General features: G+C 74.0%; 13 protein-coding genes. 3 read left to right on the top strand and 10 right to left on the bottom strand.

What is annotated here, in order from left to right; genetic code table 11:
* Position 1 precedes the first annotated feature (1 nt).
* From ABZ452_RS19710 to ABZ452_RS19695, 4 genes are all read right to left on the bottom strand, one after another.
* Complete coding sequence (locus ABZ452_RS19710) at positions 2–973, bottom strand: pirin family protein (protein ID WP_357944711.1); 972 nt, start codon at positions 971–973, stop codon at positions 2–4.
* Positions 974–1,093: 120 nt separating this feature from the next.
* Positions 1,094–2,020, bottom strand: coding sequence for a hypothetical protein (locus ABZ452_RS19705; protein WP_357944708.1), 927 nt, complete (start codon positions 2,018–2,020; stop codon positions 1,094–1,096).
* Positions 2,021–2,139: 119 nt separating this feature from the next.
* On the bottom strand, positions 2,140–2,691 hold the full coding sequence (locus tag ABZ452_RS19700; protein WP_357944705.1) for a hypothetical protein: 552 nt from the start codon (positions 2,689–2,691) through the stop codon (positions 2,140–2,142).
* Between the two features lie 490 nt (positions 2,692–3,181).
* Positions 3,182–3,451 (bottom strand): hypothetical protein, encoded by a 270-nt coding sequence (locus tag ABZ452_RS19695; protein ID WP_357945336.1) that lies wholly within the window; start codon positions 3,449–3,451, stop codon positions 3,182–3,184.
* A 168-nt stretch (positions 3,452–3,619) separates the two neighbouring features.
* Here ABZ452_RS19695 and gdhA point away from each other — a divergent pair, with 168 nt between their 5' ends.
* Entirely contained in the window at positions 3,620–4,957 is a 1,338-nt protein-coding gene (gdhA, locus tag ABZ452_RS19690; protein ID WP_357944703.1) for an NADP-specific glutamate dehydrogenase, read from the top strand.
* Between the two features lie 165 nt (positions 4,958–5,122).
* Positions 5,123–6,490: a hypothetical protein gene (locus ABZ452_RS19685; RefSeq protein ID WP_357944700.1), complete on the top strand. Its 1,368-nt coding sequence runs from the start codon at positions 5,123–5,125 to the stop codon at positions 6,488–6,490.
* 63 nt (positions 6,491–6,553) lie between these two features.
* On the opposite strand, the gene ABZ452_RS19680 is transcribed toward ABZ452_RS19685, so the two are convergent.
* Both ABZ452_RS19680 and ABZ452_RS19675 read right to left on the bottom strand, forming a co-directional pair.
* Positions 6,554–7,129 (bottom strand): hypothetical protein, encoded by a 576-nt coding sequence (locus ABZ452_RS19680; protein ID WP_357944697.1) that lies wholly within the window; start codon positions 7,127–7,129, stop codon positions 6,554–6,556.
* Positions 7,130–7,649: 520 nt separating this feature from the next.
* Entirely contained in the window at positions 7,650–8,402 is a 753-nt protein-coding gene (locus ABZ452_RS19675; RefSeq protein WP_357944694.1) for a DedA family protein, read from the bottom strand.
* Between the two features lie 396 nt (positions 8,403–8,798).
* Between ABZ452_RS19675 and ABZ452_RS19670 the strand changes: the two genes are divergently transcribed.
* Positions 8,799–9,626: an MOSC domain-containing protein gene (locus ABZ452_RS19670; RefSeq protein WP_357944691.1), complete on the top strand. Its 828-nt coding sequence runs from the start codon at positions 8,799–8,801 to the stop codon at positions 9,624–9,626.
* Between the two features lie 9 nt (positions 9,627–9,635).
* Here the strand turns inward: ABZ452_RS19670 and ABZ452_RS19665 are convergent, their stop codons facing one another.
* The 4 genes from ABZ452_RS19665 to ABZ452_RS19650 form a co-directional block, all read right to left on the bottom strand.
* Entirely contained in the window at positions 9,636–11,090 is a 1,455-nt protein-coding gene (locus ABZ452_RS19665) for a serine/threonine-protein kinase (RefSeq protein WP_357944688.1), read from the bottom strand.
* A gap of 110 nt (positions 11,091–11,200) precedes the next feature.
* On the bottom strand, positions 11,201–11,404 hold the full coding sequence (locus ABZ452_RS19660; protein WP_357944685.1) for a hypothetical protein: 204 nt from the start codon (positions 11,402–11,404) through the stop codon (positions 11,201–11,203).
* Between the two features lie 2 nt (positions 11,405–11,406).
* Positions 11,407–12,453 carry a LacI family DNA-binding transcriptional regulator gene (locus tag ABZ452_RS19655; RefSeq protein ID WP_357944682.1) on the bottom strand — a complete coding sequence of 349 codons (1,047 nt, stop codon included), beginning with the start codon at positions 12,451–12,453 and terminating at the stop codon, positions 11,407–11,409.
* 86 nt (positions 12,454–12,539) lie between these two features.
* A complete protein-coding gene (locus ABZ452_RS19650; RefSeq protein ID WP_357944680.1) occupies positions 12,540–13,427 on the bottom strand; it encodes a helix-turn-helix transcriptional regulator in 888 nt (295 codons plus the stop codon).
* Between the last annotated feature and the right edge of the window lie 48 nt (positions 13,428–13,475).

Below are 13,475 nucleotides of genomic sequence, written 5' to 3'. Positions count from 1 at the left end.
TTCAGCCGAGCGTGCCGCCGCGCCGGTCCCGCGCCTTGAGCCGGGTGGTGGGCAGCGCCGGGGCGGGCAGCGGAGGCGCCGCGTCGTCGGCGACCGTGCCGAACCGCCGGCCCGCCATCCAGTCCTCGCGGGCGGCCGCCACCTCCTCGTGCGACCGGCCGACGAAGTTCCACCACATCACCAGCGGCTCCTCGAACGGCGTGCCGCCGAGCAGCAGCAGCCGGCTGCCCGGGGCGGCCCGCAGGGTCAGCGCGTCCCGGCCGGCGCCCAGGTAGAGCAACGCGCCGGGGGCGAAGGCCACCCCGTCCACCTCGGCGGAGCCGGACATGGCGAGCAGCCCGTACTCGAAGTCGCGGCGCAGCGGCAGCGTGGCCGGCGCCGGGCCGCGGACCTCGAGTTGCGCGCCGACCAGCGGGGTGTGCACCACGGCCGGCGAGCGCTCCCCGCCCATCTCGCCGACGAGCAGCGTGACGTCCAGGTCGCCGTCCGCCCACCGGGGCAGGTCGGCGTGGTGCGCGAAGTCGGCCGCGCCGGCCCGGGCCGGGTCCGGCAACGCCACCCAGAGCTGCACGCCGTGCATCACCGGCGGGTGCACCAGGGGCGAACGTTCGGAGTGGGCGATGCCGTGGCCCGAGGTCATCACGTTGAGCTGGCCGGGGCGGATCGGCTGGACGTTGCCCAGGCTGTCCCGGTGCAGGATCTCCCCGTCGAGCAGCCAGGTCACCGTCTGCAGCCCGGTGTGCGGGTGCGGCGGCACCTCCATGCCCGGGCGCTCGGCCACGTCGTCCGGTCCGAAATGGTCGACGAAGCACCAGGCCCCGACCAGCCGCCGCTGCCGCTGCGGCAGCAGCCGGCGCACCGTCGTGTAACGCCCCAACGGCACGTCGTGCCCGGGCAGCAGCACGCTGCCCGGGTCCGTGGAGCCCACGCCAGGTGGGAGGGTCTGCGCCGGCAGGGATTCGGTACGGTCCACCGCCCGACTGTACGCTCAGCCGCCCGCGACGCTCACGGTGTTCGCCCTGCTCCGTGGGCCGCGACACGGACCGTCGCCATCTCGCTCAGCCGGCCGAGACGCTCACCGTGCTCGCCCCGCTCAGCCGGCCGACACGTTGACCGCATTCGCGCCGGCCACCAGGTCGAGGTCGAGCCGGTCGCGGGCTGCGTCCCAGCCGGGTGAGCTGATCACCTGGCCGGCGGCCACCCCGGTGCGGCGATCGTCGTACACGGCCACCGAACCGGCGCCCGCCGCGACCCGCACCCGGGCCGGCGACCCGCCGGGAACGATCACGGTCAGCTCGCTCATTCCGCCGCTCACCCGTACGGTCAGCGCGCCGCGCAACGGCGGCAGCCGCAGGCCGGTCCGGGACGCCCCGCCGACCAGCTCGATCCCGGCCAGCCGCGCCCCGCCCAGGTCGAGCCGCTGCTCGCTGACCCCACCGGCCAGGCGCAGCCGCCAGGTGACCCGGGAGTTGAGCACCACCTCGACGGCGGCCGGCCCCGCCCGGCCGTTGTCCTGGACGCGCAGCCGGACCCGGTCCCCGGCCAGCTCTGGCCGCGGGGTCACGCCCGCGCCGTCGGGCACGCCGACCCGGTACAGGTCGTCGCCGAGATCCGCGGCCCGCAGGGCGAAGCTGGCGAGCGGGTCGACCAGCTCGAAGTCGGCCTGCCGCCGGTCGCCCCGCGGGGCGGTGAGCGTCTCCTCGGCGGCGGCGGTCACGCCGCCCGGCTGGTGGCCGTCGCCCAGCGTGGGCCGGTGGCCGTCGGGCGTCACCTGCCGGCCCCCGGTCGGCGTGGACCCGTCGCCCTCGGCCGGTGGTGGCTGGTCGCCCTCGGCCGGCGTCGGCCGGTGGCCCCCGGTCAGCGGGGGCGCCTCACCGGAGAAGGCGACCCCGAGCCGGGCCGGATGGGACAGCGTCACGACCACGGCCGCCACGCCGAGTGCCACCACCAGCACGGCGGCGGCGGCCAGCAGGCGCGCGGCTCCGGACCATCCCGACCCGGTCGGCTCAGAGTCGGTCATGGTTGTCCCCTCTCACCGGTCCCCATCGGCTGATACGTCTCCGTTCCGGGTTCAGTTCATTCCTGGAGACGCCGCTGGCCGGCACCCCGTTCACGGGGTGCCGGCCAGCGGTTGTTGGCTCAGCTGTTCCAGTTGTGGGTGACGATGTCGGTGGCCTGCTGCTCCCACTGGGCGTAGGCGTCCGGGTAGGCCGAGACCTGCACGGTCTGCGCGGCGTCGGTCAGGGGCATCTTGTCCCAGCCGTCGACCTGCTTGAGGCCCTTGAGGAAGGCCAGGGTGGAGTACTCGGGGTCGGTGATCTGCTCCGGCGTGCCCCAACCACTGGACGGGCGCTGCTGGAACAGGCCCAGCGAGTCGTGGTCATTCTTGTCGCCGAGGTGCCCGAGGTTCTCCAGCTTCGACTCCTGCAGGCTCGTGGCGATCGAGATCACCGCGGCCCGCTCCGGCAGGCCGGCCTTCTTCGTCGCGGCGATGATCGCCTTGGCGTTGGCCGTCTGCTCACCGTTCAGCTCGATGTGCGACTGGGCGCCCTGCACGCTCACCGCCACGGCGGCCGGCTTGCCCTCGACCGGACGGGCGTCGGCGTGGGCGGCGACCGGACCGGCGAAGATGCCACCGGTGAAGGCCAGACCAGCAATACCGAGCACGCTCTTACGCAGCATCGTGTTCATGGGGGTAGCTCCATTCGGGGGTTGGCGCACACGCGGGCCGACGGGGGTCGGCTCTGCTGGTGTGCGCAAGCACCGTCAGGCGCTCAAGAAAGTCTTGGGGGATCCGGCGCGCGGGGCGAAGGCCTCTTCGTCGCGCCGGGACCATGTACAACGACCGGCGGGCCACCGTCATTCCCGGCCGGGCAGTCCCGCCTCGGCGGGCTGTCACGCGGGCCGGTCACCCCGTCGGGCGGGGCGTGGTCCTCTGTCGTTCACCCGGATACAACGACCCCCACCCGCCGGCCATTCCGCCGCCGGGATGCCGCCCGTCACCCGCGAAACGGACACCGCACCCAGACACGGACCGTCGGTGGAACGGTATGGAGGTATCCCGGCGCGGGAGACATACATGAGGTTCCACTCACCGGCCGAGGCCAGGCGTGAGCCGGACATTCCACCCACGGTCGGCACTCCGAGCCGGCCGATTGTGCGCCCAGGGTCCTCGGACGGGCTAGCCCAGCTCGCGGTCGGCCGGATGGAGCCGCTGGAGATCCCCGAACCGCTTGCGCGCCTTTGCGGCGCAGGCCGCCAGCAGGGTCTGCGCGTCCAGGCCCAGGCTCTCGATCGCGACGAGGGCGGTGAACGCCACGTCCGCGAGTTCGGCGGCCACCTCCTCGCGGGTGTGCGTGACGCCCTTGCGGGGGTTCTGGCCGAGCACGCCAATCCAGGCGGCGGCCGCCTCTCCCGCCTCCTCGGTGAGCTTGAGGAGGCGACAGGTCAGCTCGGTGTCCTCGGTGCCGTTGGCCGCGTCCGGCCAGGCGCGGGCATTCCTGCCGTCTTCCAGATCAACTCATCCACCCGCGCGATGAACCGGACGACGGTGACGATCCGTACCCCGGGGCGGTGCGGCGACGAGGCCGGCACCGGGACCGGAAGGGACGTGTCCGTGATGCCGGAGACCGTCGAGACGGTGTTCGCGAACGTGGTCAAGCGGAACCCGGGTGAGCCCGAGTTCCACCAGGCCGTCCGGGAGGTGCTGGAGAGCATCGGGCCGGCCCTGGCCCGCCACCCCGAGTACGCGCACGCGTGCGTCATCGAGCGGATCTGCGAGCCGGAGCGGCAGGTCATCTTCCGGGTGCCGTGGGAGGACGACCACGGCCGGGTCCGGGTGAACCGCGGTTTCCGGGTGGAGTTCAACAGCGCGCTGGGCCCGTTCAAGGGTGGTCTGCGCTTCCACCCGTCGGTCTACCTGGGGATCGTGAAGTTCCTCGGTTTCGAGCAGATCTTCAAGAACGCGCTGACCGGCCTGCCGATCGGCGGCGGCAAGGGCGGGGCGGACTTCGACCCGAAGGGCCGCTCGGACCGCGAGGTGATGCGGTTCTGCCAGAGTTTCATGACCGAGCTGTACCGGCACATCGGCGCGCAGACCGACGTACCGGCCGGGGACATCGGGGTGGGTGGCCGGGAGATCGGCTACCTGTTCGGCCAGTACAAGCGGATCACCAACCGGTACGAGTCGGGCGTGCTCACCGGCAAGGGCCTGTCGTACGGGGGTGCGCAGGTGCGGCGGGAGGCGACCGGCTACGGGGCGGTCTTCTTCGCCGAGGAGATGTTGAAGCAGACCGGGGACAGCCTGGACGGCAAGCGGGTGGTGGTCTCCGGCTCCGGCAACGTGGCCATCTACGCGATCGAGAAGGTGCACCAGCTCGGCGGCACGGTGGTGGCGTGCTCCGATTCGGACGGCTACGTGCTGGACGAAAAGGGCATCGACCTGGCCCTGCTGCGCGAGCTGAAGGAGGAGCACCGGGCCCGGCTCGACGACTACGTCCGGCACGTGCCGCACGCGGTGGCGGTCTCCGGTCGTACCGTCTGGGAGGTGCCCTGCGACCTGGCGCTGCCCTGCGCGACGCAGAACGAGATCGGCGGCGCGGAGGCCGCGGCGCTCGTGGCCGGCGGCTGTGTCGCGGTGGTCGAGGGGGCGAACATGCCCACCACGCCGGAGGCGGTGCGGATTCTCAGCCGGGCCGGGGTGCGGTTCGCCCCGGGCAAGGCCGCGAACGCCGGCGGGGTGGCGGTGAGCGCGCTGGAGATGCAGCAGAACGCCAGCCGCGACTCGTGGACGTTCGCCCAGTCGGAGCAGCGGCTGCGGGAGACGATGCGGGACATCCACGCCCGCTGCTGGACCACCGCCGAGGAGTACGGGCTGCCGGGCGACTACGTGGCCGGGGCGAACATCAACGGGTTCCGGCGGGTGGCGGAGGCGATGCTGGCACACGGGTTGGTGTGAGCGGCCACTGTGGTCGGACCGGCCGAACTTGGCTGACCGTTCGGTCAGTCAATGATTGACAGGTTTCGAAGCCCGTCCTAGGTTCAGGGCGCTACCGGCCGGTAGGCATCCGTCCCGCCTGGCCGCCCCCGTCCCGGGGCGGCACCCGTCCCCGGGGGAGCACCGATGCTGACCTCACCCACCCGCCTCCTGCGCCGGCTGCTCGCCGCCGGCGCGGCCCTCACCCTCGCGGTCGGCCTCGCCGGCGCCGCGCCCGCCTCCGCCGCCGACCGCCAGGACGACGGCACCCAGCCACTGCCCGGCTACACCATCAGCAACCCGCCGCTCGCGCCACTGGTGATCGACGGCGCCACCACCACCGTCCGGCAGGGCGTGCACGCGCACGCCGGCTTCATCATCGAGACGCCCGCGAAGTGGAACGGCGACCTGGTGATGTGGGCGCACGGCTACCGCGGCCAGGGCAACGTGCTCGCCCCCGAGCCGCCGGGCTACGACCTGCGGCAGCGGATGCTGGCGCAGGGGTACGCCTGGGCGTCGTCCTCGTACGACCGCAACGGCTACGACATCCGCTCCGGCGTGCTCGGCACCCGGGATCTGGCCAACCACTTCGCCCGCACGGTGAAGCGGCCGAAGCGGGTGCTCATCGCCGGCGTCTCGATGGGCGGGCACATCATCGGCCGGTCGCTGGAGCAGTACCCGGGCTACTACGACGGTGCGCTGCCGATGTGCGGGGTGCTCGGCGACCAGGAGCTGTTCGACTTCTTCCTCGACTACAACCTGGTCGCGCAGGCCCTCGCCGGGGTGCGCGCGTACCCGACGCCCGACGACTACCTGACCGACGCGGTGCCGCGGATCCAGGTGGCGCTCGGGCTGGCCGACCTGAAGCCGGGCGGCCCGGACACCACGAACGACCTCGGCAAGCAACTGCGGGCCGTCACCGTCGAGCGGTCCGGCGGCCCGCGACCCGGCGCCGACGCCGCCTTCGCGGTCTGGAAGGACTTCCTGTTCAGCATCACCGTCACCGACGGCGGCGACTCCCCCGCCCAGCGGCCCGGCCAGCTCGCCACGAACCTGCTCACCCGGTACGCCCCGAACAGCCCCGTGAACGTCAACGCGACCGTGCAGCGGGTCGCCCCGGAGAACCTGCGGCAGCGGCTGTCCCCGGCCCTGACCGAGGTGCCGCGGATCAGCGGCCGGCCCACCGTGCCGGTGCTCAGCCTGCACGACCTGGGAGACCTGTTCGTGCCGTTCGGCATGGAGCAGGCCTACGCCCGGGACGTCGCGTGGCACGGCCGCAGCCGGCTGGTGGTGCAGCGGGCGATCCGGGCCGCGCAGCACTGCGAGTTCAGCCCGGCCGAGGCCGGCGCCGCCTGGGACGACCTGGTTTCCTGGGTACGCACCGGCAAGCGCCCGGCCGGCGACGCGGTCACCGATCGGAAGGCGGTGGCGGCGCCGGACTTCGGCTGCCGGTTCAGCGACCCGGCCGCCTGGGCTGCCGGCTCGGGGACGCGTCGCCTGTACGCGCCCTGCTGACCTGATCCGGACACGCCGCTGGCCGGCACCCCGTTGTCGGGGTGCCGGCCAGCGGTTGTTGGCTCAGCTGTTCCAGTTGTGGGCGACGATGTCGGCGGCCTGCTGCTCCCACTGCGCGTACGCGTCCGGGTAGGCCGACACCTGCACGGTCTGCGCGGCCTCGGTCAGCGGCATGTCCTGCCAGCCGTCGACCTGCTTCAGACCCTTCTCAAAGGCCAGGGTCGAGTACTCGGGGTCGGTGATCTGCTCCGGCGTACCCCAACCCGAGGACGGGCGCTGCTGGAACAGACCCAGCGAGTCGTGGTCATTCTTGTCGCCGAGGTGGCCCAGGTTCTCCAGCTTCGACTCCTGCAGCGACGTGGCGATCGAGATCACCGCCGCCCGCTCCGGCAGACCGGCCTTCTTCGTCGCCGCGATGATCGCCTTGGCGTTGGCCAGCTGCTCACCGTTGAGGTCGATCTTCGACTGGGCGCCCTGCACACCGTGCGGGATCAGCTTGTCACCCTGCACCGCCACGGCGGCCGGCTTGCCCTCGACCGGACGGGCGTCAGCGTGGGCGGCGACCGGGCCGGCGAAGATGCCACCGGTGAAGGCCAGACCAGCAATACCCAGCACACTCTTACGCAGCATCGTGTTCATGGGGGTAGCTCCATTCGGGGGTTGGCGCACAACGCCGGCGGGGGTCGGCTCTGCTGTGCGCAAGCACCGTCAGGCGCTCAAGAAAGTCTTAGGGGGATCATCCAGCGGACGGGGCGAAGCCACTTCGTCGCGCCGGAACCATGTACAACGACCGGCCGGCCACCATCATTCCCGGCCCGGCAGTCCCGCCTCGGCGGGCTGTCACGCGGGCCGGTCACCCCGTCGGGCGGGGCGTGGTCCTCGGTCGTTCACCCGGATACAACGACCCCGGCCCGCCGGCCATTCCACCGCCGGGATGCCTCCGGTCACCCCGCGAAACGGACACCCCGCCCAGGGTGGGACGGTCGGTGGAACGCCATGGAGGTATCCCGGCACCGGAGACATCAATAGCGTTCCACTCGACCCGCCGGGCAGGGCAGGAACCGGACATCTCGCGACAACCAACCGGGATCTTGGAGGGTTCCCGGTCGGTCCGAGCGGCAGGTCACCCAGGATCCGGGTGAATGAAGCAGAGGCGAGGTCAGTGGTCTTCGGATTCCTCCGGCTTCCACCAGCCGCCCCGGTAGAGGGTGCCGCGGGGAGGATCGGCCGGGGCGGGGCGCGGGCGGCGGGCCCGGCGTACCCGGCTGAACACGAACCACCCGACCGCGCCCACGCAGACCACGATGACCACGTTCTGCACCGTCCCGACGTACGCCTCCACGACGTGCCAGTTCTCGCCGAGCAGGTAGCCGGCCAGCACGAACACGCTGTTCCAGATGAGGCTGCCCAGCGAGGTGAAGAGCAGGAAGACCGGCACGGGCATCCGTTCCACGCCGGCCGGTATGGAGACGAGACTGCGGAAGATCGGAATCATCCGGCCGAAGAACACGGCCTTGACGCCGTGCCGGAGGAACCACGCCTCGGTGCGGTCGACATCCTCCAGTTTGACCAGTGGCAGCCGGCCGACGAGGGCCCGCATCCGGTCCCGGCCGAGGGCCGCGCCGATCTGGTACAGGGCCAGCGCGCCCAGCACCGACCCGAGGGTCGTCCACGCGATCGCCCCGAGCAGGCTCATCCGCCCCTGGCTGGCCGTGAACCCGGCCAGCGGCAGGATCACCTCGCTGGGGATGGGCGGGAAGAGGTTCTCCAGGGCCACCGCGAGGCCGGCCCCGGGGCCGCCGAGCCGTTCGACGAGGCCGGTGACCCAGCCGACGGGTCCTTCGCCGGCCGGCTCCGCGGCGCGCGGGGCCGCCACCCGGGGGCCGACGAGGAGTTGCGCGTTTCCGATCATCCGACAACGTTACGAGGTGACCTGACCGGCGACCACGAAAACCGGAGCCCACTACCCGCGAGCCGGCTCATGGTTCGGCGTCTGGTCGTGGCCAGCGCCACCGACCCGATCGGCGTGCCACCCGGTCCCGCTCGGGCCGCTCGCCTTCGGCCCGGTGTTCCAGCGGGCAGCGTCAAGCGCAGGACGTGCGCCGGGGACGCGCCCCGACGACCCTCCACTGCGTACGGGACGGCCGGCTGGGCACCGCCTACCTGGTCGCGGTGCTGTCGGGGGGCGTCGTTCTTCCGGGATCCGCCGGCCGTCGGCCCGGTGACCTACGGTGGCTCCGAGACGGGGAGGCGATGACGGGTGGGGACCGAGGCAACGGGTGGGGACCGAGGCGACGGGTGGCGGCCGGTGATCGGTCGCGTGGTGGGCATTCGGCGTTACCCGGTGAAGTCGTTGCTGGGTGAGGATCTCGACACGGTGGCCGTGGACGCGGCCGGGCTGGCCGGGGACCGGCGGCTCGCCCTGCTGCACCGGGAGACCGGGAAGGTGGCGAGCGCCAAGAACCCGTACCGGTGGCGGGCGCTGACCACGTTGCGGGCCACCGGCGGCGACGGCGCGGTGCGGATCGCGCTGCCGGACGGCCGGAGCGTCGCGGCCGGCGACGACGGGGTGGACGACGTGCTCTCCGCGCTGCTCGGCACGCCGGTGACGCTGGTCGGCACCCCACCCCCGGACGCGGTGCTCGAACGGTCCCGACCGGAGGAGGTGCTCGCCGCGGGGGTGGCCGTGCCGGTGCCGGTGGACGAGGGACGGCTCGGGGGCGCGGCGCCGCCGGGCGGCTTCGTCGACTTCGCCCCGGTGCACCTGCTGACCACCGCGACGCTGCGGCGGATCGGGGCGGAGCTGCCGTCCGGCGCGGTGGACCCGGTGCGCTACCGGCCGAACCTGGTGGTGGACACCGCCGGCGCCGGGTTCGAGGAGAACGACTGGCCGGGTCGGGAGCTGCGGATCGGCGCCGAGCTGGTGCTGCGGGTGCTCGCCCCTACGCCCCGCTGCGCGGTGCCGACGCTGGCGCACGGCACGCTCCCCCGCGACCCGGAGGCGCTGCGCGTCCCGGCCCGATTGAACCGGGTGGTGCCGCTGGACGGGCTGGCGCCGCAGCCGTGCGTCGGCGCGTACGCGCAGGTGGTGCATCCCGGGCAGGTCCGGGCGGGTGACCCGGTGCAGCTGGCCTGAGCGGCCGGCTCAGCCCTCGCCCCGGCCGCCCCCGCGCAGCCCCGCGTAGCTGTCGAGAAGGTCCTGGAGGGCGGCGGCCGTGCCGTCGTCGAGCTTGCCGTTCTCGGCCAGGTCGTCGATGCGCTCGCGCAGGTCGTCGACCCGCTTGGCCCGGTCCTTGGGCTTGCCGCGATCCAGCTCGGCGGCCTTCTCGCGCAGGTCGTTCGCGGTCTTCGGCTCGATCCGGCCGTCGCTCAGCGCCTGGTCGACCACGTCGGCGAACTGCGCGGCGAGCTGGCGCAGGGTGACCGGCGCGGGCCGGGTGTCGGGCGGGCCGGAGGTGGCCGGCCCGGACGGCGTCGACGGGCTCGGCTCCTCGGCCGGCGCCGTGTCGGTCGAGGGACCGGTCGACGGGCCGGCGACCGGCCCGGTGCCGGTCGGTGTGTCGGAGTTGTGGTCGAGCAGCAGCGTGCCGACCAGGGCGAGCAGCAGCACCACCCCGGCGGCGACCAGCGCTCCGACGAGGCGGTTCGATCGGGCGGCCGGGCGCGCGGGCGGCGGCGGGACCGGGCGGGGGGCCCGCTCGATCAGCGTCGGCGGGTGTTCCGGCCGGGACACGGTGGGCAGGATCGCGGTCGGCGGGTCGGCCGGCTGGCCGGCGCCGAGGCGGGTGGCGAGCTGGGCGGCGGTGGGGCGCCGCGCCGGGTCGAGGGCCAGGCAGGCCAGGGTGAGCTCGGCGACGTCGGCGGGCAGCCCGGGGATGCGCAGCGGCGGCACCGGGGGCCGGTGGGCCCGCACGTCGAGCACGTCGTCCCAGGTCTGCACGGGCAGTGGGGCACGCCCGGTGAGGGTGCGGTAGAGCAGGGCGCCGAGGGCGTACACGTCGCTGGCCGGGTTCGCGGGGCCGGGGGTCATCCGTTCCGGCGCGAAGTAGGCCGGGGTGCCCATGAGCAGCTCGCCGGTCTGCCCGGCGAGGGGGTGCCGCGGCCCGGCCAGGGTGGCGATGCCGAAGTCGAGCACCTTCGCCCCGGTCTCGGTGAGCATCACGTTGCCGGGCTTGATGTCCCGGTGCACCACACCGATCCGGTGTGCGGCGGCGAGGGCGGCGGCGATCTGCCCGGCCAGCCGGACGGCCTCCGGCCAGGCGAGCGGCCCGGCGGTCAGCCGGTCGGCGAGGGTCTGCCCCTCGACCAGCTCCATCACCAGGTAGGGCACCACCGAGGCGTCGGGGAGGGTGGCCTCGCCGTAGTCGTACACCTGGGTCACGTGCGGGTGCGTGAGCCGCGCCGCGGCGCGGGCCTCGCGCTGGATGGTGGCGCGCAGCTGCGGGTCGGCGGCGAGCTGGGTGGCGAGGGCCTTGACCGCGACGGGGCGGTGCAGCACCTCGTCGTCGGCGCGCCACACCTCGGACATCCCGCCGAGCCCGATGCGCTGGCGCAGGACGTACCGATCGTGCAGGCGCAGCGAGGGCGTGAACGGCGACATGGTGGTCCAGTGTGCCTGGCCGGCGGGGCAGCACCCAACCCGGTGCCCGGTTCCGCGCCGATCGGGCGGTTCCGGGCCGATCCGGGTGGCGCCGGCCACCGGCCGGGGAGTCAGGACTGGCAGGTGGGGCGCGCGGCGGGGCGGGGCTCCATCCGGTCGGCGAGGCGGCGCAGGGCCGCCGCGGTGGCCAGCCGGGTGGGCGCCAGCCGGGGCGCGCGGGGCCGGTCGGGACGGATCGGGGCGTCGGGGCGGGCGGAGTTCACGTGCCGCGTCACGGCGTCGACGGCGAGGACGAATCCGGTGGAGTGTTCCATGGTCAACTCCTGGGGACGGGACCGGTGGAGGTCCGGACGACGAGATCGGTGGGGAGCAGGAGGTGGCCGCCGGCCGGATCGGCCGGCGGCTCCAGCAGCAGCGCGGCGGCGAGCCGGCCCTTCTCCTCGGCCGGCTGCCGGACGGTGGTCAGGCCCGCGTCGGCGGCCTCGGCGACGTCGTCGAAGCCGGTGACCGAGAGGCCCGAATGCGGGCCGGCCGCGTCGAGCACTCCGAGCGCCAGCACGTCGGAGCAGGCCAGTACGGCCGTGGGCGGGTCGTCGCCGGCCAGCACCGGTGCGATGGCCGCGGCGGCGGCGGCCCGGCTGTTGCCGGTGGCGTTGACCACGGTGATCTGCGGCCAGGGCACGCCGACGGCGGCGAACGCGTCGGCGAAGCCGGTGAGCCGGCCGTGGGTCGTGGGGCGGGGGGCGTCGCCGGGATCGGCCAGCCGCAGCGGCCCGGGCGGGGCGTCGGGCAGCACCGTGTCGCCGAGCAGGGCCACCCGCCGGTGTCCGAGGCCGGCGACGTGGGCGGCGACGGACCGGGCCGCGGCCCGCTCGTCGATGCCGACGAAGCGGTCGGCGTGGCCGGCCGCCGCAGGTGCGGTGGTGACGAGGGGCAGCCCGCGGTCCCGGATCGCCCCGAGCACGTGCTCCTCGTCGCCGACGCAGTAGACGCAGAAACCGTCGACGGCGGCGTTGTCCACGGCGGCCCGGGCCCGGTCGCGCTCGGCGGGCAGGGGCACCAGCAGCAGGCTGGTGCCGTGCTGCTGGGCCACCTGGCCGACGCCGGCGAGGAAGCGCACCGCGAACGGGTCGGTGAACGCGTAGGACAGCTCGGAGGTGAACAGGACGCCGATCGCGCCGACGAAGCCGCGGCGCAGCGAGCGGGCGGTCGGGTCGGGGCCGGGGTAGCCGAGGCGGCGGGCGGCGTCGAGGATCTTCGCCCGCAGCGCGGCGGAGAGCTGGTCGGGCCGGCTGTAGGCGTTGGAGACGGTGCTGCGGGAGACGCCCACCGCGTTCGCGACGTCCTGCAGGGTCGGCTTCACCGGTCTGCCCTTCTGGATCGATTCAGTACTGTATCGATTCAGAACCTACTCCGCCCCTCGGCGGGCGTCAACCGGAAACCGTCCCGTCAGGCCGGGTAGAGCTCGTCCCGGATGCGGGCCAGCAGCTCGGGGGTGCGCTCGGGCGGCGCGGCCTCGCCGCAGAGCCGCTCCATCGCCGTCGCGTAGTGGTCGAGGTCGTCGCGCTTGTCGAGATAGACCGCGCTGGTCAACTGCTCGATGTAGACGATGTCCGACAGGTCCTCGTCACCGAAGCGCAGGATGCTGAAGGCGCCGCCGGCGGCGGCGTGCCCACCGGCGGCGAACGGGACGATCTGGAGCCGGACGTGCGGCGCGGCCGTCGCCTCGATGAGCGCGTCCACCTGCTCGCGCATGACCGCCGGACCACCGACGGGCCGCCGCAGCACCGCCTCGTCGAGCACCGCCCAGAGCTGCGGCGGATCGGTGCGGCGCAGCAGCTCCTGGCGCTCCATCCGCAGGCGCACGCGGCGGTCGACCTCCGCCGGCGGGGCGCCGTGGTGGCCGAGCAGGACCACCGCCCGGGCGTACGCGGGGGTCTGGAGCAGCCCCGGGACGAACTGCACCTCGTACGTGCGGATCAGCGCGGCGGCGGCCTCCAGCCCCAGGTAGGACTGGAACCAGCCGGGCAGCACGTCACCGTAGCGCTGCCACCAGCCGGGGCTGTTCGCGTCGCGGGCGAGCCGGAGCAGCGCCGCCCGCTCGTCGGGCGCGGCGACGCCGTAGAGGGTGAGCAGGTCGGCGACGTCGCGCTCCTTGAAGCCGACCCGACCCAGCTCCATCCGGCTGATCTTGGATTCGGAGGCGCGGATCTCCCAGCCGGCGCTCTCCCGGCTCACCCCGGCGCCCTCCCGGAGCCGGCGCAGCTGCGCACCGAGCAGCATGCGCAGCACGGTCGGACCGCTGGTCGGGGCTCCCTCGACGGGCACCGTCGTCACCTGGCCGTCCTCTGCCGACTGTCCTGACCGGACACCCGGCCCGGCGAG

The organism is Micromonospora sp. NPDC005707 (assembly GCF_040631005.1).
Lineage (GTDB): Bacteria > Actinomycetota > Actinomycetes > Mycobacteriales > Micromonosporaceae > Micromonospora.
The sequence above is the reverse complement of the archived record's forward strand: the minus strand, read 5'-3'. Positions and strand labels throughout refer to the sequence as shown.

Bases quoted from the DNA above. Each gene is read 5' to 3' on its own strand.
- ABZ452_RS19665 (WP_357944688.1), bottom strand. From the start codon at position 11,090: ATGTCGCCGTTCACGCCCTCGCTGCGCCTGCACGATCGGTACGTCCTG.
- ABZ452_RS19680 (WP_357944697.1), bottom strand. From the start codon at position 7,129: ATGAACACGATGCTGCGTAAGAGTGTGCTGGGTATTGCTGGTCTGGCC.
- ABZ452_RS19705 (WP_357944708.1), bottom strand. From the start codon at position 2,020: ATGACCGACTCTGAGCCGACCGGGTCGGGATGGTCCGGAGCCGCGCGC.
- ABZ452_RS19660 (WP_357944685.1), bottom strand. From the start codon at position 11,404: ATGGAACACTCCACCGGATTCGTCCTCGCCGTCGACGCCGTGACGCGG.
- ABZ452_RS19685 (WP_357944700.1), top strand. From the start codon at position 5,123: ATGCTGACCTCACCCACCCGCCTCCTGCGCCGGCTGCTCGCCGCCGGC.
- ABZ452_RS19700 (WP_357944705.1), bottom strand. From the start codon at position 2,691: ATGAACACGATGCTGCGTAAGAGCGTGCTCGGTATTGCTGGTCTGGCC.
- gdhA (WP_357944703.1), top strand. From the start codon at position 3,620: ATGCCGGAGACCGTCGAGACGGTGTTCGCGAACGTGGTCAAGCGGAAC.
- ABZ452_RS19675 (WP_357944694.1), bottom strand. From the start codon at position 8,402: ATGATCGGAAACGCGCAACTCCTCGTCGGCCCCCGGGTGGCGGCCCCG.